Origin of the sequence: Rhizobium sp. R339, from assembly GCF_002211395.1 — a bacterium.
Taxonomy (GTDB): domain Bacteria; phylum Pseudomonadota; class Alphaproteobacteria; order Rhizobiales; family Rhizobiaceae; genus Rhizobium.
Map to the genome: position 1 here is coordinate 492296 of NZ_LOKV01000001.1, position 25624 is coordinate 517919.

Here is a 25624-nt window from a genome sequence, read left to right on the forward strand (position 1 = left end):
AGGTAATAACCAACTCTGATCACGAGGGGCTTATCGCTCCAACGCTCACCGCATAAACCGCTGTTCCGGCGGCGGCTCATCCCGAATCCGGCAAACCTGATAGCAAAGACGGCGGGTTAAGAAAAAGGGCCAGCTGGGCGAACCGTCATCGCCGGCCGTGAACAGAAGATGCACGCCAGCCAGGGCAAGGCCATGCCCTACCCTGCGGCTAGCGGACGCGGTGCTTGAATTTAAGCGCCGAAATCATCCATGAAAGAGGGATGGATGGCGGGCTTGCGCTCTTCGCGTGCTTCGCGAAAACGCTGGGGAACCGCACCGAGACCGGATACGAACCGGGTCAGGAGATTGCGGTTGAAAAGTTTATGTATGGCACTCATGGCAATTCACTCATTCTTTTTTTTGTTAGCCGGCAGCATATATTTTGCCCAGGCTGCCTTCGCAATGGGCAATTTGGCATGACTGCTATGCACAGCTGTGCATGGCGATCACATTGACGTTAGAAGGGCCGTCCGGAGCGGCCTGCAGCGATGAATCCTCGCCCGGCAATCGCTGCGGCGTGGTAGATTGCGTGGCTCGGGCTCAAGCCATGCCCTCCGAAGGAGAAGCTCAGATGAACCGATTTTTCGCACTTGTCGCGACCGGAACGCTGATCAGCCTTGCCACGATCACTTCGGCCTGCACGTCATCAGGAAACGTCGATTACACGTCGTCGATCGGCGGCGGCTATTATGAGCGTCAGCCGCTCAATCCAGCTTGCGGCGGTGGGTTCAGGCCGAGCGATGGGCGGTCTTGCAGTTATTAGAGACATGATGCCCCTGCGAGAATCGTCGCTTGTCAAGCGGATCTGATTTGTTCGCTACCGCACCATCGAGCGTGTGTGCCGCGGCTGCTACAGCTTTTTGTTGAGTGGCGCGGTATCCTCTGGTTGCGTTGTAATCATGGGGTACAGAAGATGAAACTGACTATCGCGACTACCTTGCTCGCACTTCTCGCAACCACCGCATTTGCCGCCGATGCTGTTCAAGACATCCCGGCCGCTCCGGTTGCGGCTGCGCCTGTTTTCACCTGGTCGGGTCCGTACTTCGGTATCGATGGTGGTGCGGCATGGCTCAACGGTGACTTCAGCGCCGGTGGCGCCAGCGCTTCCGAGGACTTCAACGGCGGCGTCTTCGGCGGATTTGCAGGCTATAACTTCCAGTTCGACAACATCGTTGTCGGTATCGAAGGCAACCTCGAACACAACTGGAACGAGGAGGAAACGCTGGGAGCGGACGTTGGGACCGATTGGGCCGGCGCTGTTCGCGGCCGTGTCGGCTACGCCTTCGACAAAGCGCTGATCTACGGCGCCGCCGGCTGGACCGCCACGCGCGGCTACGTCGATCTGCCGGGATTGGATAAAGAGACGGAGACTTTCAACGGTTACACCGTCGGGGCCGGCGTCGACTTTGCCATCACCAACAACATCTTCGCCCGCGGCGAGTATCGGTTCAACGACTTCGGCGAGAAGGACGTTCTCGGTGTGGATGCCGATCTCGATCAGCACGAACTCAAGTTCGGCATCGGCGTAAAGTTCTAACGGCTTTTTGTCAGATCAGTCGTGAGAAAGCCCTGCCGAAACGGCGGGGCTTTTGCGTTTTAAAGCGATAATAGTGGCAAGAGCGCGCTTCTCCTGATCCGTCACGAACTACACTTTATATCGCTGGCTCTGGCGGCAGCGATAAGTGCGCGACGGACATCCTCCGGCTCCGCGATATCGGCGAACACATCAAGCACGGTCATCTCAGCGGCCTTGGCCGCCGGCGTTTGCTCGGGCCAGTCATTGAGCAAGGCATTTCCGGCCTGCAGGACCGTCCTCAAGGTTTTCTTTTTTCCATTGATCGTGATTGTCACCGCCTTGAAACGTCGTTTGCTCATGGCGTGGTCCCTCCCACGGACCAGCGAATCAACGAGTCACTTGGCGATTCGTTCCCGGCCTAGAATGACGATATGCGACGATGAATGGGTTGGAGCTAAAGACGGCTGCTGTACCAGATATCTTTCACCTAGCTACCGGTGCGCCGCCGACTACGCCAAGTATACTTCGTGATCGCCGTGGAGATATGGAGGATGAGGTACGGGCTAAAATTGAATGGCAGGCCGCGGCTAAGTATCCTCTTATCACTTAGAGTGTCGGTCCATCGGCCTTACGAAATGGGACATCGAATGTTATTCGTTCCTGCCATCCAACATGCGCTTCTCTTTGATTTTTGAACTGTTCAGCAGGAATGCCCGTGGAGTCGTAATCCTCAAATTAGCTAAGGCAATTGTGGTCGGGATCACAAGAATTGAATATTTGACCAGGGGATTTGTGATCTATAGGCGATCATTCTCCGAAGGCCGAAGACCGAATCTTTCCCTAGCGATAATGTCAATAAATGCCATCTTGGCGTACCTGAGATCGCTCATACTTTCCATCGCGCCAAAATTGGGCGGATGTCCCGCGCGGGCGTGATCTTGTTCCTTTATGAGCATCAACCATTCCACGATTCGAGATTTGCTAGAGCGTAGCCTAGTTTAGCGCTCAATTTTGGGAGTTGAGAGAAGTCTAACCTTTTAGTTCGGCTCCACCTGTTCTTTTTCAAATAATGCACATAACCGTCACCCAGCTCCGTAATCGCAGCAGACTTCGATAGAAGTCCCTCTTTGGTTTCTTGTCGTCGCATTGGTTGAGCGACGATCAGAGCAGACCCAAGCCTGCTGATCCTAGAACCGAACCCGGAAGCCCACTTTCCACTTCCATCGACCCATTCCAGTTGCTGGTTAACTGCTTTTGGCTCGGGAAGTCCGAATGCTGGTGACAGAAGGTAAGCGCCGCTGATGGACAAGATGACAAGGTCTTTGATCCGTATGGCCAAAGCTCCGGGCGTGAATAAAAATCCACGGTCCATACAGTCCCATAGATCCAACGGTTCCTCGTATTTTTCGACACGGAAAAAAATGGCAGCACGATCACTTAGCCCGATACGCCAATTTGGAAAATGAGTGTGCCTATAGTCGAGCACCAACCCATGGCCAGTGAATGCGGTGGCCATGTGCGCTGACGATGACCTTACCTTGTCGAGCCAGTCGAACACCACATCGATTTGCTGGGCATAAACCATGCCTCCACCGACCATGGTGCTGATCGCTTTCCTAGCAGGAATCTCTAAATGTTCTCCGAAAGCTGTGTTGCACCTTTCGTGCGCAGCCAATTCGAGTTGCCGCCAAGTAGGGCCTCGCCCAGCTTCGAGCGTAATGGCTGAAGATTTTACCTCTCCCACGTCTCCAGCGATACGATGTGTCCATCTTGGAAGCGGATGCTCGAAATTCCTCTTCTCGTCAGGAAAAATAACGCCGCCGCATAACACGCAAGTAGTTAGAGGAATCTTGCTGGAGATGGGTCCATCCGTAACCGTGAAGCGGCCGCCAGCTTCGAAACGTCGGGCGATAAATGGATACTCCCAACCTCGCAGTTGAAGAATCTCAGGACTGCGTTTGATCCCCGGAACACCATCGCCGCCGAAGCTCAAATGTCACCTCCTCGCGCTGATCCAGACGAATCCTCGTTTGCGCCCGGCTAATTTTCTAAGAGAAAAGCTGAGCTGTGACTACGGAAAGTTGTGTCGAGCTTTGAGAAATTCACGTCGGCTTCGCCAGGTTATTGTAGCTCATATGATAGCAATATTAGATGCGTGCGCCTGACTCTTTGAAATAACTGGTGGGCCCGGAGGGACTCGAACCCCCAACCAAGCGGTTATGAGCCGCCGGCTCTAACCATTGAGCTACAGGCCCTCGGCGCCGTTGGTGGGCGCGGGATGCCGGGGCAATGGTTCCCGCAGCACGGGTTCCGCTCTAACGCAAATTGCAGGGAGCCACAAGCGGAGAGCGCAAGCATCTGTGGACGATGCATATTTCGTGGGCAGGGCACTGGAACCTTGTCGCGCGGGCGACAATTATTGAGATCGTAGTCGATGAAGAGGGCGATCGCGATGGTGGCTTCGAACAGTGCCGTGGTGCTCATCGTGGAGGATGAGCCGATAATCCGGTTCAATATCCTCGATGTGCTGGAGGATGTCGGCCATGTGGCGCTGGAGGCGGCGAATGCCGATGAGGCGATGGTGGTGCTGAAGGGGCGGCAGGATATCGACATCCTCTTCACAGACGTCAACATGGCCGGTTCCATGGACGGCATCCAGCTTGCCAAGCGCGTGCGGGCGATGCGGCCGAACATCGGCATCATCATCACCTCCGGCATGGTGCGGCTCGATCCGATGGCGCTGCCCGCCAACACGGCGTTCCTGCCGAAGCCCTACATGCACGATACGCTGATCACGACGATCGATTCCCTGATGACGTGACCGCGGCGCGCAGCCCTTCGAAACCTGTTGCGGGTTTCGGGGCTGCGCGCGGGGCGGCCGGGAGGCGTGCTCGTCTTCAGGCGCGGCGGGGCAGGACCGTATCTTCAGCCGAGCCGCTCTTCAGCGCCTCATTTTCGTAGCGGGCCTTCTTCTCGTAGATGGTGAACAGTGCCATCGAGAGGAGATAGGAGAGGAAGGAATCCCCCATCTGGGTGGCTATGTCTCGCGAGGCGAGAACGTGGCGCTCCAACGCGCCGAGATCTTTCTGGGTTGCGGTTTCAATGAGGCGGTTCATGCTGCCATCTCCAGGAATTGGGTCACGACCGAGCGAACCGGTACGTGCCTGACATAAAGGGGTAGGGTCAGGCCGAGGGCGGTGCGCATCTTGCGCAGCACGCGGTCCGACACTTCGAAGGCGCCGCAGCAGACGGGATACTTGCCGTATCCGTCGGAGCGGCCGAGTTCTTCCACTTCGGCCCCGGCGCGCTTGTAGACGCGCTTGAGGTGGGGTTCGTAATTGGAAATCATCGTATGGATGCCGTGCTCCAGCGCGCATTCGCACAGCGCAAGCAGCAGCATGGAGAAGGCGCGGCCGGCATCGATATTGGGGAAATCCTTGGCGATCGCTTCCTCGTCGATGCACATGCGCGTGCCTTCCCAGATGCCGGGGGCAATGAGATCGGCAGCGGCCGGGAACGTCTCGCGGAAGACGTCGTAGAGAAGGGTCGGGCCGGTCGTCGGCATCAGGCGCATGCCGCCGTAGAGTCGGGTGCGGCTGTCGTTGCACCAGACAAGGTAGGCGGGGGAGAGAGAGTCGTAGCTGTCGCGTTCGTAGGGGCCGATCACCGGAACGTCCCAGCCGAGCGTATCGGCGAAGATCTTCTTGCGCAGGCGAAACAACTGGTCGAGTACGGCGGCGTATTTCTGATACTCATGTGCCTGAATGATGACGAACATTTTGCCCTCCAGCGTTTGCAAGTCCGTGGAGAGCAGAATGGTCCAGGAGGCGAGGATCGGAAATTCCCTCAGATGAGCCCCCCCAGATGGGGGGATTAGCCCAAAAGTATGAGGATTGACGTGCCGACATGCCCCGGCAAGGCGCGAAAGCGCAGCGGCAATCTCAAAAATCGCGATGCGCTTGAACCGGCGCCCGCGAAATCGGATTCGGATCTTTTAAGGGTTGATGATGCGCAATTGCACGGCTCGCGAGGCGGCGGCCGAAATCGTCGCGCAGCCGAGCTTGAAGCGGGCGGTCTTCAGGTAGTCGCGCGTGGTGTGCTCGGAGATGCCCAGGATGACCGAAATGTCCTTGTAATCCTTGCCGAGCGCCGTCCAGTGCAGGCACTCGATCTCGCGCGGCGACAATGCCGGCACCGGATCGTTCTCGCCATGGAGTTCGTAGACGGCCTTGCGGTGGATCAGATGGGCGATTTCGATCCATTCGTTGCGGCAGCGGCGGACAAGCTCGTTCCATTCCTCGGGCGGGATGCGGGCATTGAGCGACAGAAGGGCGCGGCGCTGCGCCTTGTCGGCAACGGGTATGGAATAGCCGTTGCCGCCGATGCCGTGCTTCTGGGCATCGACCAGCATGGCATAGGCCTCCGGCGTCGGCTCGACCTCGCTCCAGTCGAAGGGCAGCTGGCGTTCGAAGCCCTGCTTGACGATCGGATCGACCTTCACATAGCTGTTGAGGAGGTAGCGGGAGACCCAGGCATCCGGATAGGTGGTGCGCACGAAGGGCGAATCGATCTTGCTGGCGATCGTCTGGGCGAGATGGTAGGTGACGAAATCGAGGGCATATTCCGCCTGCAGAATGCGGATGGCAGCATCCACATTGGCCGCGGCCTTGATCTGTTCGAACGTAGACTCGAACTTTTCGCTATAAGTATTCTCGGTCATTTCAACTGCCCCAATTCCCTCAATCCTACCGTGAGCACCCTCACAAATACAAGGCATCCCCACATATGCGGGGAATGACAATCCGGGCTCCGTCTGTTAGCGCCTTGCATGAGGAGGCCTCATATGGACAGCAAGAGACCGTTCGAGATTGCCGAATGCCGACAGGCCGCCAAAGGCCTGAAATCCAGCTGGCAGGACATGGCAGGCTCCGAAGCGCTGATCCGCGCGCTTGTCGCCGAACGCAACGGCGATACCCCGCTGGCGCTGTTCTGGACCGAGGTCCACCGGGCGCTTTGCGAGGAAAACAAAGCCTTCTGACCAAGCCTTGGCCGTCCAGGCCCACCTCAGGCTTTTCCCCGATATAGACAGGACGGACCGACATCGAAGCCGGTGCCGACAAGGCAGCTGAGATTCCTGCGGGGTGAGTGTGAACACGTTTCCATCATTTCGATTTGGTGTTTTGCGAATAGAATGTCGAGCGAGATTCGTGTCGATGTCTCGCTGAAAAACCCATATCATTCCCCCGATTTGTGCCGATATGGTTGACGAAGTGTTTCCACTGGAAGCGAGCACGTTTGTGCAAACGGTTACATTGTGCCATTGCTGCACCTATGGAAGCAGCAGATCGCGGACGGATCGGCTCCGGGCAGATGAATGGAATGGAAATGACTGAAAAGCGTGTGCACTTGGTCTTCAAGACTCATCTCGATATCGGCTTTACCGACCATGCCGAGAAAGTCCGCCGGCAGTATCACGAACGCTTCATTCCGCAGGCGATCGAGACCGCCAGGCATTTTTACGCCGAAAATCCTGACGAGCCGAAATTCATCTGGACGACCGGCGCCTGGCTGATCTGGGACCATCTGAATTCGCGTTCGGCGGCAGAGGTCGCGGCACTCGAGCAGGCGATCGAGCGCGGGCTGATCCGCTGGCACGGCCTGCCGTTCACCACGCATACGGAGCTGATGTCGCCGGACCTCTTCCGGGCCGGGCTTTCCTATTCCCAGGAGCTCGACCGGCGTTTCGGCAAAACGACGATCGCGGCGAAGATGACCGATGTGCCTGGCCATACGCTCGGCATGGTGCCGCTGCTTTCTGAGGCCGGCATCCGCTTCCTGCACCTTGGCGTCAATACGGCGTCGCCGCCGCCCGATGTGCCGGATATCTTCCGCTGGCGAGCGCCCGGGGGCGAGGAGGTGGTGGTGATGTACCAGCGCTCCTATGGCGAGACCTGTTTCCCGGAAGGCTTCGCCGACGGCTTGAGCTTTGCCCATACCAGCGACAATATCGGGCCGCAGAGCGTGCCTGGGGTCGCCGAAGCCTATCGGGAGCTGCGCGGCCGCGAGGCGGATGCGGTGATCCGCGCGGCGACGCTCGAGGATTACGGCGCCATCCTGTGGGATGCGCGCAAGCGTTTTCCTGTCGTCGAGCTGGAACTCGGCGACAGCTGGATCCACGGCTCGGCCAGCGATCCCATCAAGACCGCGCGCTTCCTCGGGCTGCAGCGGCTCTATGACCGCTTTGCGGCGGAGGGGCTCGACGCCCGCCGTCTCGCCTTCGGGCGCGGGCTGGCGATGGTGGCGGAGCACACCTGCGGCGTCGATATCAAATCCTATCTGCGCGACGACAAGGCGTGGTCGCGGGCGGATTTCGAGGCGGCGCGGCGCTCCGACTATCGCTTCGCCTATACCGAAGCCTCATGGGAAGAGCAGCGGGCCTATCTCGACCAGGCGGTCTCGGAACTGGACGAGACGGACCGGAAGGCTGCCCGCGCCGCACTGGCCGAATGCGCAGCACCTGCCGTGGTCGAAGGTGGCGGGCGGGAGCTCGGCCTCAGGACTGGCGGCTGGTCGATCGCGCTCGATGCTCTGAGCGGGGACGTTGCCGAGATCACCACGCCCTCTGGTCGGACGATCTCCGGCTATGGCGGTTCGCTGATCGCCTATCGATACGAGAGCTACGATGCCGGCGATGTCGCCAGGCATATGGAAACCTACCTCACGCATCGCGAGGAATGGGCGGTGCTCGATCATGACAAGCCGGGGCTTGCCCGCTCGGGTGCTGCACGGTCCAAGGTCTACCTGCCGGCGCTGGCGGGCTCGCAAGGAGCAGGCATCATTCTGGCGATGCCGGACGAGGCGGTGCAGGCCTATGGCGCGCCAGCGCATGTGATGCTGCAGTTTACCGATGAGGGCAACCGGCTCGGCCTCAGCCTGACATTGCGCGACAAGCCGGCCAACCGGATGCCGGAGGCGAGCTTCCTCTCCTTCACGCCTCAGGGCGCGAGGGACTGGCAGTTCCGGAAGATGGGCCTGTGGCACCGATCGCATAACATCGCGCCGGGCGGCGGCGCGCAGTTGCAGGCGGTGACCGCCGCGCGCTGCGACCTGCAAGACGCAGGGCTGACGATCGAAACTTTCGATGCGCCGCTCGTCGCGCCCCAAGGCTGGGATTTCATGACGTTCTGCAGGACGCGGCCGGATTTTGATGCCGGCATCCGCTTCAATCTGCACAACAACAAGTGGGGAACCAATTTCCCGATGTGGTGGCGGGGAGATTTCCAAGCCCGTTTCCGGCTCAGCCTGAGCTGAGCCGGGTTGAGGGAGGTCAGCCGACCTTCGTGGAGGGATCGATCCAGTCCTGGCTCGGCAGTTCCGGCCGCGGCGGCTTGGGACGGAATTTTACCAGCACCTCGCGGCCGTCGACCGAGGCCTGGGTGCGTTCCAGCGCATTGCGCTCGGCAACCGCCTGACGCCAGTGTTCGTCATCGCGCCCGTGGGGACGGCCCTGTTCTTCCCAGATCGCGTAGGCTCTCTTGCTAATCCATTCGTGGCGTCTGTCGCTCATTGGTCGGTTCCGTTCTTCAGGGACGTTCTTCGGCAATTGCGTCTCGCAGGACAGGCGCACGGCGCTTGGCAGCCATCAGCAGGTCGAGTTCGATTGAGGACGGCCCGAAACGGGTGAACAGGCTTTCGGCCTGGTCGTTTTGCAGACCGTATTTGGAAGCGAATTCGTCAAGGCTATAGGGGCGGCCGCGCAGGATTCTGCTTCGGCGCTCCGGTTCACGGATTTGCGTCATTGGTGATAACCCCAGTCGGTTTGGCGATTGTGAGAACAAAACAAATTACAGCGGCAAAAGTTCCGTGAATTTTCAGGGTTTTTCAGGCCTGTTGAGCCGTTTTGAACCGCCTATTTCGACCGTGGCATAGATTTTTAAGAACGGTGGCACTGGAGAAAATTTCGACTAAAACATGCAAGAATATCAGCGCGTTATGGAAACGGCTTCCTGGGACGCCGAGAAATGGGCTTTACCCCAGCGTGTTACTCTATAGAATCAATCGTGTTATTCGGTTCGCAGGGGGCAGCAAAACGTTCTGTTCCCCGCGTTGGCGCGACCGATACCGGAGGACTTTGGCTTCAATCCATCAAGAGGAGACAGACATGATGAATGCCCTGCCGCCACTTCATGACGGCCACGCGCCGTTCAACCTCCAGCAGCTGTTTCGCGAAGCGCTTTACGCCTTCGAGGAATGGGACAGCGAATTGACCGAACCGATCGTCACGCATGAGGGACGCGTCATCCCCATCAGCTTCGTTTTCGAAGCCATGCGCGAATGCACCGACATCGTGCCGATGAACATCGTCGGCGCCGTCACCGAGCGGCTGACCAAGCCGTGGGAGGGCGAAGGCCCGCTCGACCAGATGACCTTCTCGACGGCAGCGCGCGTGATGCGCGTGCTCGTGCGCAAGCGTCTCCTCGTCAATGGCACGCCGGACCTCGTCGCCGTTTCGGCTCATACGGCCGAAGACCAGAACCGCGACTGACAGACGAAGGGTCGCGGCCAAGGCTGCGATCCTTTTCCGCCTCCTGGCGGAACCTCGCCCATTCCACGCCGTTTATTCGGATAGATACGGCCACATCAAGCGATGGCCGAGGAATGGCACCATGCTGAAATCCATCGTTCATGAAATCATCGGCACGCCTCGCCGCGAGCCGGATCTTCCGCAATCGCTCGAGCAGTTTCGCGACAGAAAGCGGGTGCTGATCATCTTTGCCGACGCGCAGGACGATCGCGCTCTCATTCAAGATGAATGGCTGCGCAAGGCGCAGATGCGTCTCATCGAAGAAGACGTCGAGGTGTTCAGCATCGCCGGCGGCGGCGCGTTTGCGCTGTTCGACGACGAATGGGAACTCGATGCCGACGGTATCCGAGAGCGGCTGCAGGGGCCGCCGTCGGGCGAGTTCGGGCTGATCCTGGTCGGCCGCGACGGCACCGTGAAGCTGCGCTCCAGCGAACCACGTACGGCGGAAGAGATCTTCGAGGCTTTCGAGATCCTGCCGAAGAAGACGCCCTGGTAATATTCAAGATTGCATTGGAAGGGCGGGCAGCGACGCTGGTTCAGAGTTCGAAGGCTTCCTTGAGGCCGAGGCTCTTGCGCTCGCGCAGGTCGAGATCGGTCTCGATGTGGGCGATGTGATGCAGCATTAGATGACAGGCGCGGTCAAGCTCTTTGCTTTCGATCGCCGATATGATGTCGCCATGTTCCGAATGGCCGCAACTCGAGGCGGTCGACTGGCCGTAGAGCGCGATGACAAGCGACGAGCGGGCGACGAGTTCTTCCATGAAGCGCTGCATGATCGCATTGCCTGAAATTTCCGCCAGCATCAGATGGAAATCGCCCGACGCCTTGATTTCGGCGCGGCGCGCCGTCTGGCCGCGTTCGCTCATCAGGCGGCCTTCCTCCAGCAGAAGCTGTTTCAACTGCTTGACGTCGGCAGGGGTGATGCGAGCCGCGGCTTCGCGCAATATGCCGGGCTCAACGAGGCGGCGGGCGGCAAAGATCTGGCGCGCTTCCTCGGGCGAGGGGTAAGCGACGAAGGCGCCGCGGTTTTTCTCGACGCTGACGAGGCCTTCATAGGAGAGTGCCTGCAGTGCGGCGCGCGCGAGCGTGCGGCTGACATTGAAGAGATTGCCGACATCGCTTTCGGAAAGCTTGGTGCCGGGAGAAAGCCTGCGCTCGACGATCGCCTCGCGAATGGCGTCGCGAATCTGTTGCGCGCCGGTTTCGGCGGTATCTTCCTGCATGGCCTTGGCGGCGGATTTCATGAATTTCATTCCCTGATGGCGGGCAAACCATATCCGGCTTCGCGGCAAAAGTTAAACGGAATTTGTGCCCGAAGTGACGATCAAATTGTATACGATCTTTTGCACGAATTGGGCACGATAGCCTAAATCATGTGCAGACGAAGTTCTGCTCGTCTTTTGCTCTTGCGGGTGCGCGCGACATAAAATCCTTTGTCTCCAATGGTTTGAGGCGCTTCCCTGGGATTTGGCACGGCAGATGCATCCTCTTCTTCAAACAGGGGAAGGCATGATGTCGAAAGCGGCAGAGATCGATATAGTATCCGTTTCGAAGGTCTACGGGGCGACGACGGCGGTTCACGGGATCAGCCTGAAGATCCCGGCCGGCTCCTACTGCTGCTTCCTCGGCCCCTCGGGCTGCGGCAAGACCTCGACGCTGCGCATGATCGCCGGGCATGAGAGCATTTCGTCGGGCGATATCCGCCTCGGCAATACAGTCGTTACCGACTTTCCGCCGGCCAAGCGCGGCACGGCGATGATGTTCCAGTCCTATGCGCTGTTTCCGCATCTCGATCTCGTCGACAATGTCGCCTTCAGCCTGAAAATGAAGGGCGTCGACAAGGCGGAGCGGCGGGCCAAGGCGCTCGACATGCTGAAGCTGATGCAGATGGACGGCTATGCCGGCCGCCGCCCGGCCCAGCTTTCCGGCGGCCAGCAGCAGCGCGTGGCGCTGGCGCGCGCCTTGATCACCGATCCCGAAGCGCTGCTGCTCGACGAGCCGCTGTCGGCGCTCGATCCCTTCCTGAAGATCCGTATGCGCGCCGAACTGAAGAAGCTGCAGAAATCGCTCGGCATCACCTTCGTCCACGTCACCCACAGTCAGGAAGAGGCGATGGCGCTCGCCGATGTCATGGTGATCATGAATGACGGCCGGATCGAGCAGGCGGCCGCGCCCCGCGAGGTATTCGAGCGGCCGGCGACCGCTTTCGTCGCCCGCTTCATGGGCGATCACAACGTCCTCAGCGGCCGGGTGACCTCAAGCGAGAACGGCACGATCGTCATGACCGTGCCGGAAGGGCAGAGCTTTTCGGTGCGCGGAGCGGGCAGGGCGGTCGGCGAACCGGTCGATATCGGCATCCGCACCGACCGCGTGCGGCTGCAGGTGGCGAGCGAATGGACGCTCGGCTTCAACGGCATCGTTTCCAATGTCGAATATCGCGGCTCCTCGGTGAAGATCACCGTTTTCGGCGCCGGCAGCGACGACTTCACCGTCATATCGGACGATGGCGACTATTTCGCCCGGCCGGTTTCGGTCGGCGATGCCGTTTCGCTCAGCTGGGCGCTCGATGATGCCGTGCTGCTCGGCCGCGCTTCCGCATAACCAATCAAGAACCAAGACCTTCCACATCAAAAAAAGGGGAACTGACATGACGACTGAAACAACATCGGCCAAGACGGAGAAGGGCCTGTCCCGCCGTGCACTCTTGAAGACGGGTGCTGCCGCCGTCGGCGCCATCGCCGGCTCCGGCGCCATCACCGGTTTTCCCTCAATCTGGGCGCAGACGAACATCACGCTCCGCCAGTTCGGCACCGGCGTTTCCAACATCAACGCCATTGCCGAGAAGTGCAAAGCCGATCTCGGCATCACGCTGGAGATGACGGCCACCGATTCCGACGCCGCCGCCCAGCGCGCCGTCACCCAGCCCGACAGCTACGATATCGCCGACATCGAATACTGGATCGCCAAGAAGGTTTTCCCGACGGGCGTGCTGCAGCCGATGGACGTCAAGAAGCTCAAATATTATGACAAGATCGTGCCGCTGTTCATCGACGGCAAGATGAAGCCGGACAGCGTCATCGCCCAGGGCACGGCGCCGCACACGGTCGGTTTCGTCGAGGCGCAGGACGCCAAGAAATTCGCCAAGGCGCCGACGCAGTGGATGACGATGGTTCCGACCATCTACAATGCCGATACGCTCGGCATCCGCCCCGATCTCGTCGGCCGCGACATCACCAGCTGGGCCGATATCATGGACCCGAAGTTCGAGGGCAAGACCTCGATCCTCAACATCCCGTCGATCGGCATCATGGATGCGGCGATGATCATGGAAGCCATGGGCAACATCAAATATGCCGACAAGGGCAACATGACCAAGGAAGAGATCGACAAGACGATCGAATTCCTGATCAAGGCCAAGGGCGACGGCCAGTTCCGCGCCTTCTGGAAGAGCTTCGACGAGTCGGTCAACCTGATGGCCTCGGGCGAAGTCGTCATCCAGTCCATGTGGTCGCCGGCTGTGGCCGCCGTCCGCTCCAAGGGCATCGCCTGCAAATATCAGCCGCTCAAGGAAGGCTACCGCGCCTGGGGCGGCGGCCTCGGCCTTGCCTCGCACCTCAAGGGCGCTGAGCTCGACGCGGCCTATGAATATATCAACTGGTACACGTCGGGCTGGGTCGGCGGCTACCTCAACCGCCAGGGCTACTATTCCGCCTGCATGGAGACGGCGAAGAACTTCATGACGGCAGACGAATGGGGCTACTGGATCGAAGGCAAGCCAGCCGCCGGCGATATCCTCTCGCCGGAAGGCAAGGTCATGGAGAAGGCCGGTGCAGTGCGCGACGGCGGCTCCTTCGAAGCCCGCATGGGCGCCGTCGCCTGCTGGAACTCGGTGATGGACGAAGACCGCTACATGGTTCGCCGCTGGAACGAGTTCATCGCGGCGTAAGGCAAAGTCGGCGATTGCCGCTTTTCCCCTCCCCAACCCTCCCCACAAGGGGGAGGGAGTCCGGCGAGGGCGCGGCAAAAAACTCCCTCCCCCTTGTGGGGAGGGTTGGGGAGGGGTCTTTTTTGCCCCTCCCTGTTCGAAAACAAGGTTCGCGGTGGCCGAGACGTTGCTGCGATTCCTCTTCTCCCCAGCGGGGAGAAGGTGCCGGCAGGCGGATGAAGGGGCTGCATGCGCCTTCGTTCACTGACGTAATCAGAACGGAGAACGGGATATGGCAACGATCGCAGTAGACACGGAAGAGGGTGCCCGCCGCAGCCGCGCGTTGCGTCTCTCTCCCTCGGCCATCTCCTATCTCCAGGCGACGCCGCTGATCGGCATCCTCGGCTTCTTCTTCCTGCTGCCGATCGCCATGATCGCGGTCGTCAGCTTCTGGGACTACGACTTCGCCGGCCTCTATCCCGATTTCCTGACGATGAACTACACCGATACGCTCGGTTCGTGGGTGACGTGGAAGACCTATCTCAACACGCTGAAATTCACGGCTCTCGTCTGGGGCCTGACGCTCGTCATCGGTTTCTGGGTCGCCTATTTCCTGGCCTTCCACATCCGCAAGACCTCGACGCAGATGATCCTCTTTCTCGTCTGCACCGTGCCGTTCATGACCTCGAACATCATCCGCATGATCTCGTGGATCCCGGTGCTCGGGCGCAACGGCCTCGTCAATTCGACACTGATCGAGATGGGCGTCATTCCGCAGCCGATCGAATGGCTGCTCTATTCCGATTTCGCCGTCGTGCTCGCGATGGTGCATCTCTACACGCTGTTCATGGTGACGCCGATCTTCAACACGCTGATGCGCATCGACCGGTCGCTGTTCGAGGCGGCGCGCGATGCCGGCGCGTCGGGCTGGCAGGTGCTGTGGAATGTCGTCATTCCGCTTGCCAAACCCGGCATGGCGATCGGCACGATCTTCGTCGTCACCCTGGTCATGGCCGATTTCTCCACGGTGCAGGTGATGTCCGGCGGCCAGAGCGCCTCGGTGGCGCTGATGATGAAGAACCAGATGTCGCTGCTGCAATATCCGGCCGCTGCCGCCAATGCGGTGGTGCTGCTGGCCGTCGTGCTGCTGATGGTCGCGGCGATCCTGCGCGTCGTCGACATCCGCAAGGAGCTTTGAGATGAACCACGAAAAACGCGGCCTGGAATTCTATATTCTGGCGATCGTCTTCGCCGTCTTCGTGCTCTTCCTCTACGGTCCGCTCTCGGCGATCCTGATCCTCTCCTTCCAGGGACCGGACGGCGGCCTGACCTTCCCGATGAACGGGGTTTCCACGCACTGGTTCTTCAACCTGTTCGAAAAGCAGGCGGTCGGCGATTTCGGCGCCTCCTTCCGGCGCTCTTTCTCGCTCGGGCTGATGGTGATGATCGTGACCGTCGTCGTGTCGCTGCTTGCCGGCCTTGCATTCCGCCGCCGCTTCCGCGGTTCGACGGTGCTGTTCTATGCGACGGTCGCGAGCCTCGTCGTGCCGTCGATCATCGTCTCGCTAGGCATCGGCGTCGTCTTCCAGGAGGGAGGGCTGAAGCCCGCCTGGTATTCCTCGGCCTTCGGCGCACATCTCACCTGGACGCTGCCCTTCGGCGTGCTGATCATGTTTGCCGTCTTCAATCGTTTCTCGCCGGCCTATGAAGAGGCGGCGCGCGACCTCGGCGCCACTTCCTGGCAGACGTTCCGCCATGTCGTGCTGCCGATGATTGCGCCGAGCTTGATCGGTGTCGGCCTGTTCGGCTTCACGCTGTCCTATGACGAGTTCGCCCGGACGTTGATGACGTCGGGCACTTACAATACGCTGCCGCTCGAAATCTACGGCATGACGACGAATGTCACGACTCCGGTGCTCTATGCGCTCGGCACGGTCACGACACTGTTTTCCTTCACCATCATTCTCATTGCGCTCGGCATCATGACCATGCTCAGCCGGCGACAGGCAAAGATCAACTGACATGCGCATTCTCATCGTCAATCCCAATACCACCGCCTCCATGACCGAGAAGGTGGCGACCGCCGCGCGTGCGGTGGCCGCGCCCGGCACGGAAATCATCGCCGCCACTTCGCAGATGGGGCCTGTCTCCATCGAAGGCCATTATGACGGGGCGCTCGCCATCCCCGGCCTGCTTTCAGAGCTTAAGGCGCGGCAGGGGGAGGGCTATGACGCTGCTGTCATCGCCTGCTTCGACGATACCGGGCTTGAAGCGGCGCGAAGCTTCGCCGATGTGCCGATCCTCGGGCTTTGCGAATCCGCAGTGGCGACGGCGGGCTTTTTGGCGCAGCGCTTCACCGTGGTGACGACGCTGGAGCGGTCGCGGGTGCTGATCGACAATCTGGTGCGGCGCTACGGCATGGGCGAGCGGGCCAAGGTGCGCGCCTCCGATATTCCGGTGCTGGAGCTGGAAGATGCGGCATCAGGTGCGATCGGCAAGCTCAGGGCCGAGATCGAGCGGGCGCTTGAAGAAGACGGCGCCGAGGCGATCGTGCTCGGCTGCGCCGGCATGACGGATCTCGCACGGGAATTGCAGGCGATCTACGGCGTGCCTGTGGTCGATGGCGTTGCGGCCGCCGTCAAGCAGGCCGAGGCGCTGGTGTCGCTCGGTCTTTCCACCAGCAAGCGCGGCTCCTACGCCTCGCCGCTGCCGAAGCCCTTCGCCGGCGCGATGAGCGCCTTCTCGCCGATCCGTTCGGACGGTTGATCATGCCGATCTGCTTCGATTTCAAAGAACTCGGCGAGCGCGAGCGCTACAAGCTGATGATCGGCACGATCATTCCGCGGCCGATCGCGCTGGTAACGACGGTCGACGAACACGGCCGGATCAACGCGGCGCCCTTCAGCTTCTTCAACTGCCTTTCGGCCGATCCGCCTATCCTGGCGATCGGGGTGGAGAATCATCCCGACATGTCGTTCAAGGACACCGGCCACAACATCCGCATGACGGAGGTCTTCACGGTCAACATCGTCTCCTTCGCCATCGCCGAGGCCATGCATGTCTGCGGCGCCAAATATCCGCGCGGCGTCGACGAATTGAAGGAGGCGGGCTTGACGGCGGTGCCGGGTGAGAAGGTGGCCTCTCCCTTCATCGCCGAGGCGCCGGCGGCCTTCGAATGCAAGCGGCATGTGACGCTCGAACTCGGCCGTTCGCGGCAGATCATCATGGGCGAGATCGTCTATGCGCACTACCGGGACGGCGTCGTCGACCCGGAAAGGCTGCATGTCGATCCGGCCGCGGTCGACGCCATTGCGCGGCTCGGCGGCGATAGCTGCGCCACAACACGCGACCGTTTCGAGATGCTGACGCCGAAGCTCTGACATCAAGTTTCTGCTTTACTTTTTTGCCTTCCGCGAGAATGGTCTGCGGCGGTTCAATGCGGCAGGAGGGCTTAGCCATGACAATCGAGAACGATCTCAGCCGGATCGCGGAGCAGGAGGAGGCGCTGAGCTTCGACGCTTTCGACCTGACGACGGCATGGCAGCTCGGCAAGCTTCTGCAGGAACTCGGCACCGAACGCGGCCTCGGCATCGCGATCGACGTGACCTTGCATTCGATGCCGGTCTTCTACGCGGCGCTTCCAGGTGTGACGCCCGATAACGTCAACTGGGTTCGCCGCAAGCGCAACATGGTGCTGCGCTATTTCCGCAGCAGCTATGCCTCCGGTTTGAAGCTGAAGAAGGACGGCAAAACGGTCGAAGACAACGGGCTTCCCGGCGACGACTATGCGCCGCATGGCGGCAGTTTCCCGATCAATGTCAGAGGCACCGGCTGCATCGGCGCGGTCACCGTTTCCGGCCTGCCGCAGCGCGACGATCACAATCTGGTGGTCGAGGCCCTGGCGCTGATGCTGGCGAAGGACCTGGACACGCTGCGGCTCGCCCCGCTCTGACTTGCGCCCCAATTTTGACAGAAAAAAGCCATGAAAAGTGCAAAATCGCGCCGCTGCTCCGGTGACGCGGCTTTGTTCGGTGGTTAAGGTGCGGCATTGCCCTCCTTAACCTTCCCGGGACGCCATGATCCGCCTCTTCTCCGCGCTTGCCGCCACCATCGGTTTCGGTCTTTTCCTTGCCTCCTGCAACACGCTCTCCAAGGAAGAATGCGTCGCCGCCGACTGGCGGGTGATCGGCGAGAGTGACGGTGCCGCCGGCCACGAGCCGCAGCAGCGCTTTGCGGCGCATGCGAAGTCCTGCGAGCGGGTCAAGATCGTGCCCGACCAGACGATCTGGTTCCAGGGATATCAGGCAGGTCTCGTGCGCTACTGCACGCCGCTCAGCGGGCTGGCGCGCGGCCAGGCGGGCAGCGGCTACGCCAATGTCTGCCCGCCGGAAACAGCGCCGGGCTTCCTGCGCGGCTTCAACCTCGGAGCCAAGCAGCATGGGCTGCAGCAACGCCTCACCTCGATGCAGAACGACTACAGCTTCAAGGAGGCAAGCATCGACGAGCTTTCCGACAAGCTGAGAGACGCCAAGGACGAGGAGAGATCCGACTTGCGCCGGCGGATCGAGGATCTGGAAGACGACATGCACGACATCCGCCGCGACCAGCGCGATGTGCAGGACGAGCTCGACCGCGTCAACGAGGATGTCGAGTGGTTCGAGCGGAATCCGAATGTCGCATTGCCCGCGCCGGGTCACTGACTCGGCCTCGAAGCTTCCCGCTGGTTTCAAGGATACGTCGCTCCGTTCTGTCCGGTGCCGCGGCCGGAGCGGCTGTTTCCTGGCCTGAAAATAAAACGCTGGCATTGCCGCGTGGCAGTAGACGGATAGATGCGGAAATGGTATTGCGTTCTTGTTTTGTTCTAAATTCGAGAGCGTCATGCTGCGTTTGTTTTGTATCTTTTCCGCCCTCGGCATCAGTCTGTTTCTGACCTCCTGTTACACGATCTCCAAGAAGGATTGCCTTGCTGGTGACTGGAAGGGAATTGGTTTCACCGACGGGTTCAACGGTTATCTGCCGAAAGAACGGTTTGAAGGGCATACCAAGTCTTGCAAGCGAGTGAAGGTCGTGCCGGACCTCACTCTTTGGAAACAAGGCTATAAGAAGGGTCTGCTACGCTATTGCACCGCAGGGAGCGGCCTGTGGGAAGGACAGCATGGGCACAGCTATAACGGTCTGTGCCCGCCTCAGACGGAAGCTGAGTTTCTGCGCGGCCACGTGATTGGTTATCGCCAGTATGCGCTTAGATCGAAACTGGAGCGGCTTGAAGATAATTACAAACGTAAAGAAGAGGAGCTTGAAGAATTACAGGAGAAAATGAAGAAAGATCGTAATGAAGAGTATTCCCTTTTGAACTACTGGAAGGTTAAAGATCTCAAAGAGGATCTTAGCGATATAAGGGACGAAGAGGATCGTGTGCGAGACGACCTCAGCGAGGCAGATCAACAGGTGCGTCTGTTCGAGAGCCAGCTGTAAACGCAAAATCGGCGCAGCGCTGCTGAGGTTCTCGCCTCAGAGCCTGCCGCCGGCCTCCAGGATGCCTTTCGTCAGGCTGCCCGTCGCCGGGAAGAGCGGGATGAGGCAGGCCTGCAGGGCGTGGTAGATGTCGCCCTTGCCGGGGAAGAGCGAGTGCGAGGGGACGAGATCCTCCGTCAGTTCCTCGTGCCAGCCGCCGTTCTTGTGGTCGATGAAGGCGCGCTCGATGACGTTCCAGATCTTGCGGTAGCATTCCTCGTGATAGTCGCTCGGCAGGTGCTCGTTGAGGAAGTGTGCGGCGGCAGCACCTTCGCAGGCCGGCCACCAGAGCTTGTTGCGCTTGGCGGGCTTATCGTCCCAATCGAGCGTATAGAAGAAGCCGCCCTTGTCGTTGTCCCAGCCGAGGACCATGGACTGCTCGAAAAGGGCTTTCGCCGCATCCGGCATCCATTCGATGCGTTTGCCGCCGAGGGCCCAGAGCTGCAGCATGAGGCGAGCCCATTCCAGCCAATGGCCGGGCGTCGTGCCGGCCGGGCGGAACATTTCGTTCGGATGATAGTAATCCTTATCGAGGTTCCATTCGGCATCGAAATGTTCGGCGACGCGCCAGTCGACCGAACCGGCCGAACGGCGGATGACGAGATCGGCGATGCTTTCGGCCTTGGTCAGGTATTGCCTGTCGCCGGTGGCTTCGAAGGCGGCCATCAGCGCTTCGGTCAGGTGCATGTTGGAATTCTGGCCGCGATAGGCGCCGCCGTCGAGCGGCTGCCAGTCGGCGGTGAATTCCTCGGCGATCGCGCCATGGCGCGGTTCCCAGAATTTCGAGTTCAGGATCTCGGTGATGTCGGCGAGCATGCCGTCGGCAAGCGGATGGCCGATTGTCTTGGCGGATGAAGCGGCGAGCAGCACGAAAGCATGGCCATAACCCTGCTTGTTGGAATCGACCGGGCCTTTATTGTCGAGCGACCAGAAATAGCCGCCATTCTTGCGGTCGCGATGATGGTTCCAGATATAGTTCATGCCGTGGTCGACGACGTCGGAGGCACCGGGACGGCCGAGCAGGGCGCCGATCGAGAAGCAATGCACCGCGCGCGCCGCGATATGGATGCCGCGAACCTGGCCCTCGGCATCGAGCGGCCCGCCGGTATCGTCGAGATCGTAGAAGCCGCCCTTGGGATTGACCGAATTGTGCTGGAAGAAATCGAAGAGGCCGTTTGCCTGGTTGAGCAGCCAGCCGCGATGATAGGCGCGGCTCGTCCAGTTTCCGAGTGCGGCGGTGCCGGTTGCCAGTGCCATGATGCTCCTCCGATTTCCTGCGCAATGCTGTTGAATTGCCTATATAGAGGCCATGCGAGTCTGTCATCCCTGCAGCGCCCGGCGTCTGAAAAGACGGTCGGCGCTGCCGGCTTGCAAACCATGAAATCGACAGGCATATATTGACATAAAGATATCTTTATGTGATTTGGACTGTCTGGTCTTACGACGTCAAGGAGCCCTCCCGTGTTTGACAATCTCTTTGGTCCCGAAGGGGGCAAGCGTGACGGCAGTGAAGTCTTTGCAGCGCTGAAGAAGGCTGCGAGCGAACGTATCCTTGTTCTTGACGGTGCGATGGGCACGCAGATCCAGGGGCTCGGCTATGACGAAGACCAGTTTCGCGGCACGCGATTCATCGGCTGCGCCTGCCATCAGAAGGGCAATAACGACCTTCTGATCCTGACCCAGCCGGATGCGATCGAAGAGATCCATTACAAATACGCCAAGGCCGGCGCCGATATTCTCGAGACCAACACCTTCTCCTCGACCCGCATCGCGCAGGCCGATTACCAGATGGAAGGCGAGGTCTATGCGCTGAACAAGGAAGGCGCGGAAATCGTGCGCCGCGCGGCGATCCGCGCCGAACGCGAGGATGGCCGCCGCCGCTTCGTCGCCGGGGCCATCGGCCCGACCAACCGCACCGCCTCGATCTCGCCCGATGTCAACAATCCCGGCTTCCGCGCCGTCACCTTCGACGACCTGCGCGCCGCCTATGGCGAGCAGATCGACGGTCTGATCGACGGCGGCGCCGACATCATCCTCATCGAGACGATCTTCGATACGCTGAACGCCAAGGCGGCGATCTTCGCCTGCGAGGAGCGTTTCGAGGCCAAGGGCGTGCGCCTGCCGGTGATGATCTCGGGCACGATCACCGACCTTTCCGGCCGCACGCTGTCCGGCCAGACGCCGACCGCTTTCTGGAACTCGGTGCGCCATGCCAATCCCTTCACGATCGGCCTCAACTGCGCGCTCGGCGCCAATGCGATGCGCCCGCACCTGCAGGAGCTTTCCGGCGCCGCCGACACCTTCATCTGCGCCTATCCGAATGCCGGCCTGCCGAACGAATTCGGCCAGTATGACGAAACGCCGGAACTGATGGCGGCGCAGATCGACAGCTTCGCCCGCGAGGGCCTCGTCAACATCGTCGGCGGCTGCTGCGGCTCGACGCCCGAACATATTCGGGCAATCGCCGAGACCGTGGCGAAATATAAGCCGCGTCCGATACCCGAGCATCGTCCCTTCATGTCGCTGTCGGGCCTCGAACCCTTCGAGCTCACCAAGGACATTCCCTTCGTCAATGTCGGCGAGCGCACCAACGTCACCGGTTCGGCGAAGTTCCGCAAGCTGATCACCAATGCCGACTACACGGCGGCGCTCGATGTGGCGCGCGACCAGGTCGAGAACGGCGCGCAGGTGATCGACATCAACATGGACGAGGGCCTGATCGATTCCGAAAAGGCGATGGTCGAGTTCCTCAACCTGATCGCCGCCGAACCCGACATCGCCCGCGTGCCCGTGATGATCGACAGTTCGAAATTCTCGATCATCGAATCCGGCCTGAAGCGCGTCCAGGGCAAGCCGATCGTCAATTCGATCTCGCTGAAGGAAGGGGAGGAGAATTTCCTCGCCCAGGCGCGGCTCCTGCATAATTATGGTGCTGCCGTCGTCGTCATGGCCTTCGACGAGACGGGGCAGGCCGACAATTACGACCGCAAGGTCGAGATCTGCACGCGCGCCTACAAGCTGTTGACCGAAAAGATCGGCTTCCCGCCTGAAGACATCATCTTCGACCCGAACATCTTCGCGGTCGCGACCGGCATCGAAGAGCACAATAATTACGGCGTTGACTTCATCGAGGCAACGCGGACGATCCGCGAGCGCATGCCGCTCGTTCATATCTCCGGCGGCGTCTCCAACCTCTCATTCTCCTTCCGCGGCAACGAGCCGGTGCGCGAGGCGATGCATGCCGTGTTCCTCTACCACGCCATCCAGGCGGGCATGGACATGGGCATCGTCAATGCCGGCCAGCTTGCCGTCTACGACAACATCGACCCCGAGCTGCGCGAGGCCTGCGAGGACGTGGTGCTGAACCGCCGCCCCGACAGCACCGAGCGGCTGCTTGAAGTGGCCGAGCGCTTCCGTGGCGCGGGTGCAAGGGAAGGCCGCGTCCAGGATCTTTCCTGGCGCGAATGGAGCGTCGAGAAGCGCCTTGAACATGCGCTGGTCAACGGCATCACCGAATATATCGAAGCCGATACCGAGGAGGCGCGCCAGCAGGCCGCACGACCGCTGCATGTCATCGAGGGGCCGCTGATGGCCGGCATGAACGTCGTCGGTGATCTCTTCGGCTCGGGCAAGATGTTCCTGCCGCAGGTGGTCAAGTCGGCGCGCGTCATGAAGCAGGCTGTTGCCGTTCTTCTTCCTTATATGGAAGAGGAAAAACGCCTCACCGGCGGCGACGACCGGCAATCGGCCGGCAAGATCCTGATGGCGACGGTCAAGGGCGACGTGCACGATATCGGCAAGAACATCGTCGGCGTCGTGCTCGCCTGCAACAATTACGAGATCGTCGATCTCGGCGTCATGGTGCCGGCGACGAAGATCCTGGAAACGGCGATCGCCGAGAAGGTCGATGTCATCGGCCTTTCCGGCCTGATCACGCCGTCTCTCGACGAGATGGTACATGTCGCGGCCGAAATGGAGCGGCAGGGCTTCGAGATCCCGCTCTTGATCGGCGGGGCGACGACCAGCCGCGTGCACACGGCGGTGAAGATCCACCCCGGCTACAACAAGGGTCAGGCGATCTACGTCACCGATGCGAGCCGCGCCGTCGGCGTCGTCTCGGCGCTGCTCTCGCCGGAAACACGGCAGGGTTATGTCGATGATGTCAGGGCCGAATATGCCAAGGTAGCGGCCGCTCATGCCCGCAGCGAAGCCGAGAAGGTGCGTCTGCCGCTGCCGCGGGCTCGCGAAAATGCCCATAAGGTCGACTGGTCCGCCTACAAGCCGACGAAGCCGCAATTCTTCGGCACCCGGGTGTTCGAGGATCACGATCTGGCCGAGCTTGCGAAGTACGTCGACTGGACGCCGTTCTTCCAGACCTGGGAACTGCGCGGCCGCTACCCCGCCATTCTCGAGGACGAGAAACAGGGCGAGGCGGCGCGTGCGCTCTGGGCCGACGCCCAGGCCATGCTCAAGAAGATCATCGACGAGAAGTGGTTCCGCCCGCGCGCCGTCATCGGCTTCTGGCCGGCCGGCGCCGTCGGCGACGATATCCGCCTGTTTACCGACGAGAGCCGCAGCCAGGAGCTTGCCACCTTCTACACCCTGCGCCAGCAGCTGTCGAAGCGGGACGGGCGGGCGAATGTGGCGCTTTCCGACTTCGTCGCGCCTGTGGCAAGCGGCGTGCAGGATTATGTCGGCGGCTTCGTGGTAACGGCCGGCATCGAGGAGGTCGCCATCGCCGAGCGCTTCGAGCGGGCGAACGACGACTATTCCTCGATCCTCGTCAAGGCGCTGGCCGACCGCTTCGCCGAAGCCTTCGCCGAGCGCATGCACGAGCAGGTGCGGCGCGAATACTGGGGCTATGCGAGGGATGAGCAGCTCAGCAACGAGGATCTCATCGGCGAAGCCTATGCCGGCATCCGTCCGGCGCCCGGTTATCCCGCGCAGCCGGATCACACCGAGAAGAAGACGCTCTTCAAGCTGCTCGATGCAGAATATACAGCAGGCGTGAAGCTGACGGAGAGCTACGCGATGTGGCCCGGCTCCTCCGTCTCGGGTCTCTATATCGGCCACCCCGACTCCTATTATTTCGGCGTCGCCAAGGTGGAGCGCGATCAGGTGGAAGACTATGCCAAGCGCAAGGGCATGGAGGTTTCCGAAGTCGAGCGCTGGCTCGGACCGGTGCTGAATTACGTGCCGCGCAAGGCGGATGAGGATATCGAGGACGCGGCATAATTGCCGAGTCTTCGCAGTCGCTTGAGGCGCCGTATTCAGAGATCGATTGAATGAATGGCAAGCCGAGAAGTGTTCACTTCCCGGCGCAGTTTGATGAAAAATCTCGTTACTCGGCGTCATCCTCGGCCTTGTGCCGAGGATCTGCTGCCCTATCGACCGGAGGCAGATGCTCGGGACAAGCCCGAGCATGACGAAGGAGAAGTTGGCGGACTTTGTCAGCAGTTTCCGGCATCATGCTTTTGATACGGCTCGATAATTGCCGCGGTCAGGCTGTTTGAATTCGATAGCGGAAATGACGATGGGATGGCATTCTTAAGCCAAGTTTGCAAATGAGGCCGCAATGCAAGTGACCATCCGGGCGGCAAAGGCCAATCTATCGAAATTGATCGATGCCGCTCTTTCCGGTGAGGACGTGGTGATCGCCAAGGGGCGCAAGCCCGTGGTGAAGATCATTCCGATTGGACGGTCTCCCTTCAAAGTCGGCCTGCTCAAGGGGCAAGTTACTGGAAATGGGCCGGACTTTTTCGCGCCTATGAACGAGGGCGAACTCGCGGTCTGGAAAGGGAGGGAGTGAACCGCTTCTGCTCGACAACGCTTTATGTCAGCAGCTTGCAGCATCCATCTCAGCTTTCTCGATGGCATCGATGACGACGGGCAAGGCGTCGGCGGTTTTAGTGCTCGGCCGACATCAGCACGAATTCGCATCGGCCATGACAGGTGATCTCGACGGGCTCACGCTGCGCCTGACGCTGAAATTCGCTGAATTTTCGCTGAAATTCCAGAGACGTGGTCCGAGCCATGATAGGTTTCC

The 25624-nt window shown here is 60.4% G+C and carries 28 protein-coding genes, 1 tRNA gene and 1 pseudogene; 18 read left to right on the forward strand and 12 right to left on the reverse strand.

Translation table 11 applies throughout. The features are described 5' to 3' along the window. Window positions 1-230: 230 nt before the first annotated feature. A complete protein-coding gene (locus tag ATY76_RS33570) occupies window positions 231-377 on the reverse strand; it encodes a hypothetical protein (RefSeq protein ID WP_190233570.1) in 147 nt (48 codons plus the stop codon). Between the two features lie 233 nt (window positions 378-610). Between ATY76_RS33570 and ATY76_RS02375 the strand changes: the two genes are divergently transcribed. Then, window positions 611-802 (forward strand): hypothetical protein, encoded by a 192-nt coding sequence (locus ATY76_RS02375; protein ID WP_088673162.1) that lies wholly within the window; start codon window positions 611-613, stop codon window positions 800-802. A 150-nt stretch (window positions 803-952) separates the two neighbouring features. Next, a complete protein-coding gene (locus ATY76_RS02380) occupies window positions 953-1576 on the forward strand; it encodes an outer membrane protein (protein WP_088673163.1) in 624 nt (207 codons plus the stop codon). Between the two features lie 101 nt (window positions 1577-1677). Here the strand turns inward: ATY76_RS02380 and ATY76_RS02385 are convergent, their stop codons facing one another. The 3 genes from ATY76_RS02385 to ATY76_RS02395 form a co-directional block, all read right to left on the reverse strand. After that, window positions 1678-1914, reverse strand: coding sequence for a DUF982 domain-containing protein (locus tag ATY76_RS02385; protein WP_088673164.1), 237 nt, complete (start codon window positions 1912-1914; stop codon window positions 1678-1680). A gap of 596 nt (window positions 1915-2510) precedes the next feature. After that, on the reverse strand, window positions 2511-3548 hold the full coding sequence (locus tag ATY76_RS33020; RefSeq protein WP_141104971.1) for a hypothetical protein: 1038 nt from the start codon (window positions 3546-3548) through the stop codon (window positions 2511-2513). A gap of 186 nt (window positions 3549-3734) precedes the next feature. Further along, window positions 3735-3810 (reverse strand) — tRNA-Ile (locus ATY76_RS02395). 197 nt (window positions 3811-4007) lie between these two features. On the opposite strand from ATY76_RS02395, the gene ATY76_RS02400 reads away from it, so the two are divergent. After that, window positions 4008-4376, forward strand: coding sequence for a response regulator (locus tag ATY76_RS02400; RefSeq protein ID WP_088673733.1), 369 nt, complete (start codon window positions 4008-4010; stop codon window positions 4374-4376). 76 nt (window positions 4377-4452) lie between these two features. Here the strand turns inward: ATY76_RS02400 and ATY76_RS02405 are convergent, their stop codons facing one another. The 3 genes from ATY76_RS02405 to ATY76_RS02415 all read right to left on the reverse strand — a co-directional run bounded on the left by ATY76_RS02405 (window position 4453) and on the right by ATY76_RS02415 (window position 6275). After that, window positions 4453-4671, reverse strand: a complete 219-nt coding sequence (locus ATY76_RS02405) for a hypothetical protein (protein ID WP_088673166.1) — start codon at window positions 4669-4671, stop codon at window positions 4453-4455. After that, window positions 4668-5333, reverse strand: coding sequence for an acyl-homoserine-lactone synthase (locus ATY76_RS02410; protein ID WP_088673167.1), 666 nt, complete (start codon window positions 5331-5333; stop codon window positions 4668-4670). Before ATY76_RS02410 ends, ATY76_RS02405 begins: the two co-directional genes overlap by 4 nt. Window positions 5334-5549: 216 nt before the next feature. Beyond that, the gene (locus ATY76_RS02415; protein WP_088673168.1) at window positions 5550-6275 is read right to left on the reverse strand and encodes a LuxR family transcriptional regulator; all 726 of its coding nucleotides are present in this window, start codon (window positions 6273-6275) and stop codon (window positions 5550-5552) included. A 123-nt stretch (window positions 6276-6398) separates the two neighbouring features. Here ATY76_RS02415 and ATY76_RS02420 point away from each other — a divergent pair, with 123 nt between their 5' ends. Together ATY76_RS02420 and ATY76_RS02425 are read left to right on the forward strand one after the other, a co-directional pair. Next, a complete protein-coding gene (locus ATY76_RS02420; RefSeq protein WP_088673169.1) occupies window positions 6399-6593 on the forward strand; it encodes a hypothetical protein in 195 nt (64 codons plus the stop codon). Window positions 6594-6940: 347 nt separating this feature from the next. Continuing rightward, window positions 6941-8866 (forward strand): DUF5054 domain-containing protein, encoded by a 1926-nt coding sequence (locus ATY76_RS02425; protein WP_088673734.1) that lies wholly within the window; start codon window positions 6941-6943, stop codon window positions 8864-8866. A 16-nt stretch (window positions 8867-8882) separates the two neighbouring features. Here ATY76_RS02425 and ATY76_RS02430 read toward each other — a convergent pair whose 3' ends face one another. Together ATY76_RS02430 and ATY76_RS02435 are read right to left on the reverse strand one after the other, a co-directional pair. Then, window positions 8883-9122, reverse strand: a complete 240-nt coding sequence (locus tag ATY76_RS02430) for a DUF2934 domain-containing protein (protein WP_088673170.1) — start codon at window positions 9120-9122, stop codon at window positions 8883-8885. Between the two features lie 16 nt (window positions 9123-9138). Further along, window positions 9139-9354: a hypothetical protein gene (locus tag ATY76_RS02435; RefSeq protein WP_088673171.1), complete on the reverse strand. Its 216-nt coding sequence runs from the start codon at window positions 9352-9354 to the stop codon at window positions 9139-9141. Between the two features lie 362 nt (window positions 9355-9716). Here ATY76_RS02435 and ATY76_RS02440 point away from each other — a divergent pair, with 362 nt between their 5' ends. Together ATY76_RS02440 and ATY76_RS02445 are read left to right on the forward strand one after the other, a co-directional pair. Continuing rightward, entirely contained in the window at window positions 9717-10100 is a 384-nt protein-coding gene (locus ATY76_RS02440) for a hypothetical protein (RefSeq protein WP_088673172.1), read from the forward strand. A 121-nt stretch (window positions 10101-10221) separates the two neighbouring features. After that, the gene (locus ATY76_RS02445) at window positions 10222-10635 is read left to right on the forward strand and encodes a DUF4174 domain-containing protein (protein WP_088673173.1); all 414 of its coding nucleotides are present in this window, start codon (window positions 10222-10224) and stop codon (window positions 10633-10635) included. Between the two features lie 40 nt (window positions 10636-10675). On the opposite strand, the gene ATY76_RS02450 is transcribed toward ATY76_RS02445, so the two are convergent. Further along, on the reverse strand, window positions 10676-11383 hold the full coding sequence (locus ATY76_RS02450) for a GntR family transcriptional regulator (protein ID WP_088673735.1): 708 nt from the start codon (window positions 11381-11383) through the stop codon (window positions 10676-10678). A 268-nt stretch (window positions 11384-11651) separates the two neighbouring features. Between ATY76_RS02450 and ATY76_RS02455 the strand changes: the two genes are divergently transcribed. The 9 genes from ATY76_RS02455 (at window position 11652) to ATY76_RS02495 (ending at window position 19539) form a co-directional block, all read left to right on the forward strand. Continuing rightward, entirely contained in the window at window positions 11652-12740 is a 1089-nt protein-coding gene (locus ATY76_RS02455) for an ABC transporter ATP-binding protein (RefSeq protein ID WP_088673174.1), read from the forward strand. A gap of 46 nt (window positions 12741-12786) precedes the next feature. After that, a complete protein-coding gene (locus tag ATY76_RS02460) occupies window positions 12787-14085 on the forward strand; it encodes a PotD/PotF family extracellular solute-binding protein (protein ID WP_088673175.1) in 1299 nt (432 codons plus the stop codon). Window positions 14086-14356: 271 nt separating this feature from the next. Continuing rightward, window positions 14357-15262: an ABC transporter permease gene (locus tag ATY76_RS02465; RefSeq protein ID WP_088673176.1), complete on the forward strand. Its 906-nt coding sequence runs from the start codon at window positions 14357-14359 to the stop codon at window positions 15260-15262. A 1-nt stretch (window position 15263) separates the two neighbouring features. Beyond that, a complete protein-coding gene (locus ATY76_RS02470) occupies window positions 15264-16085 on the forward strand; it encodes an ABC transporter permease (protein WP_088673177.1) in 822 nt (273 codons plus the stop codon). 1 nt (window position 16086) lies between these two features. After that, a complete protein-coding gene (locus ATY76_RS02475) occupies window positions 16087-16830 on the forward strand; it encodes an aspartate/glutamate racemase family protein (protein WP_088673178.1) in 744 nt (247 codons plus the stop codon). A gap of 2 nt (window positions 16831-16832) precedes the next feature. Next, the gene (locus ATY76_RS02480) at window positions 16833-17444 is read left to right on the forward strand and encodes a flavin reductase family protein (protein WP_088673179.1); all 612 of its coding nucleotides are present in this window, start codon (window positions 16833-16835) and stop codon (window positions 17442-17444) included. 77 nt (window positions 17445-17521) lie between these two features. Further along, complete coding sequence (locus tag ATY76_RS02485) at window positions 17522-18016, forward strand: heme-degrading domain-containing protein (RefSeq protein ID WP_088673180.1); 495 nt, start codon at window positions 17522-17524, stop codon at window positions 18014-18016. 124 nt (window positions 18017-18140) lie between these two features. Then, the gene (locus ATY76_RS02490; protein ID WP_088673181.1) at window positions 18141-18764 is read left to right on the forward strand and encodes a DUF2799 domain-containing protein; all 624 of its coding nucleotides are present in this window, start codon (window positions 18141-18143) and stop codon (window positions 18762-18764) included. Window positions 18765-18942: 178 nt separating this feature from the next. Beyond that, entirely contained in the window at window positions 18943-19539 is a 597-nt protein-coding gene (locus tag ATY76_RS02495) for a DUF2799 domain-containing protein (protein WP_088673182.1), read from the forward strand. A 36-nt stretch (window positions 19540-19575) separates the two neighbouring features. Here ATY76_RS02495 and ATY76_RS02500 read toward each other — a convergent pair whose 3' ends face one another. Beyond that, on the reverse strand, window positions 19576-20835 hold the full coding sequence (locus tag ATY76_RS02500) for an AGE family epimerase/isomerase (protein WP_088673183.1): 1260 nt from the start codon (window positions 20833-20835) through the stop codon (window positions 19576-19578). A gap of 204 nt (window positions 20836-21039) precedes the next feature. On the opposite strand from ATY76_RS02500, the gene metH reads away from it, so the two are divergent. Next, a complete protein-coding gene (gene metH / locus ATY76_RS02505; RefSeq protein ID WP_088673184.1) occupies window positions 21040-24813 on the forward strand; it encodes a methionine synthase in 3774 nt (1257 codons plus the stop codon). A 340-nt stretch (window positions 24814-25153) separates the two neighbouring features. Beyond that, window positions 25154-25387, forward strand: coding sequence for a type II toxin-antitoxin system prevent-host-death family antitoxin (locus tag ATY76_RS02510; protein WP_088673185.1), 234 nt, complete (start codon window positions 25154-25156; stop codon window positions 25385-25387). A gap of 27 nt (window positions 25388-25414) precedes the next feature. Here ATY76_RS02510 and ATY76_RS34505 read toward each other — a convergent pair. Continuing rightward, window positions 25415-25613 (reverse strand): annotated as a pseudogene (locus tag ATY76_RS34505) (type II toxin-antitoxin system prevent-host-death family antitoxin). Window positions 25614-25624: the final 11 nt, after the last annotated feature.

Excerpts from the sequence above, each read along its gene's own strand:
- ATY76_RS02405 (WP_088673166.1), bottom strand. The coding sequence starts at position 4,671 with ATGAACCGCCTCATTGAAACCGCAACCCAGAAAGATCTCGGCGCGTTG.
- ATY76_RS02380 (WP_088673163.1), top strand. The coding sequence starts at position 953 with ATGAAACTGACTATCGCGACTACCTTGCTCGCACTTCTCGCAACCACC.
- ATY76_RS02460 (WP_088673175.1), top strand. The coding sequence starts at position 12,787 with ATGACGACTGAAACAACATCGGCCAAGACGGAGAAGGGCCTGTCCCGC.
- ATY76_RS02410 (WP_088673167.1), bottom strand. The coding sequence starts at position 5,333 with ATGTTCGTCATCATTCAGGCACATGAGTATCAGAAATACGCCGCCGTA.
- ATY76_RS02430 (WP_088673170.1), bottom strand. The coding sequence starts at position 9,122 with ATGAGCGACAGACGCCACGAATGGATTAGCAAGAGAGCCTACGCGATC.
- ATY76_RS02490 (WP_088673181.1), top strand. The coding sequence starts at position 18,141 with ATGATCCGCCTCTTCTCCGCGCTTGCCGCCACCATCGGTTTCGGTCTT.
- ATY76_RS02440 (WP_088673172.1), top strand. The coding sequence starts at position 9,717 with ATGATGAATGCCCTGCCGCCACTTCATGACGGCCACGCGCCGTTCAAC.
- ATY76_RS02450 (WP_088673735.1), bottom strand. The coding sequence starts at position 11,383 with ATGAAATCCGCCGCCAAGGCCATGCAGGAAGATACCGCCGAAACCGGC.
- ATY76_RS02445 (WP_088673173.1), top strand. The coding sequence starts at position 10,222 with ATGCTGAAATCCATCGTTCATGAAATCATCGGCACGCCTCGCCGCGAG.
- ATY76_RS02400 (WP_088673733.1), top strand. The coding sequence starts at position 4,008 with ATGGTGGCTTCGAACAGTGCCGTGGTGCTCATCGTGGAGGATGAGCCG.
- ATY76_RS02510 (WP_088673185.1), top strand. The coding sequence starts at position 25,154 with ATGCAAGTGACCATCCGGGCGGCAAAGGCCAATCTATCGAAATTGATC.
- ATY76_RS02495 (WP_088673182.1), top strand. The coding sequence starts at position 18,943 with ATGCTGCGTTTGTTTTGTATCTTTTCCGCCCTCGGCATCAGTCTGTTT.
- ATY76_RS02455 (WP_088673174.1), top strand. The coding sequence starts at position 11,652 with ATGTCGAAAGCGGCAGAGATCGATATAGTATCCGTTTCGAAGGTCTAC.
- ATY76_RS02470 (WP_088673177.1), top strand. The coding sequence starts at position 15,264 with ATGAACCACGAAAAACGCGGCCTGGAATTCTATATTCTGGCGATCGTC.
- ATY76_RS02475 (WP_088673178.1), top strand. The coding sequence starts at position 16,087 with ATGCGCATTCTCATCGTCAATCCCAATACCACCGCCTCCATGACCGAG.
- ATY76_RS02465 (WP_088673176.1), top strand. The coding sequence starts at position 14,357 with ATGGCAACGATCGCAGTAGACACGGAAGAGGGTGCCCGCCGCAGCCGC.
- ATY76_RS02385 (WP_088673164.1), bottom strand. The coding sequence starts at position 1,914 with ATGAGCAAACGACGTTTCAAGGCGGTGACAATCACGATCAATGGAAAA.
- ATY76_RS02435 (WP_088673171.1), bottom strand. The coding sequence starts at position 9,354 with ATGACGCAAATCCGTGAACCGGAGCGCCGAAGCAGAATCCTGCGCGGC.
- ATY76_RS02415 (WP_088673168.1), bottom strand. The coding sequence starts at position 6,275 with ATGACCGAGAATACTTATAGCGAAAAGTTCGAGTCTACGTTCGAACAG.
- ATY76_RS33570 (WP_190233570.1), bottom strand. The coding sequence starts at position 377 with ATGAGTGCCATACATAAACTTTTCAACCGCAATCTCCTGACCCGGTTC.
- ATY76_RS02425 (WP_088673734.1), top strand. The coding sequence starts at position 6,941 with ATGACTGAAAAGCGTGTGCACTTGGTCTTCAAGACTCATCTCGATATC.
- ATY76_RS02420 (WP_088673169.1), top strand. The coding sequence starts at position 6,399 with ATGGACAGCAAGAGACCGTTCGAGATTGCCGAATGCCGACAGGCCGCC.
- ATY76_RS02375 (WP_088673162.1), top strand. The coding sequence starts at position 611 with ATGAACCGATTTTTCGCACTTGTCGCGACCGGAACGCTGATCAGCCTT.
- ATY76_RS02485 (WP_088673180.1), top strand. The coding sequence starts at position 17,522 with ATGACAATCGAGAACGATCTCAGCCGGATCGCGGAGCAGGAGGAGGCG.
- ATY76_RS02500 (WP_088673183.1), bottom strand. The coding sequence starts at position 20,835 with ATGGCACTGGCAACCGGCACCGCCGCACTCGGAAACTGGACGAGCCGC.
- ATY76_RS02480 (WP_088673179.1), top strand. The coding sequence starts at position 16,833 with ATGCCGATCTGCTTCGATTTCAAAGAACTCGGCGAGCGCGAGCGCTAC.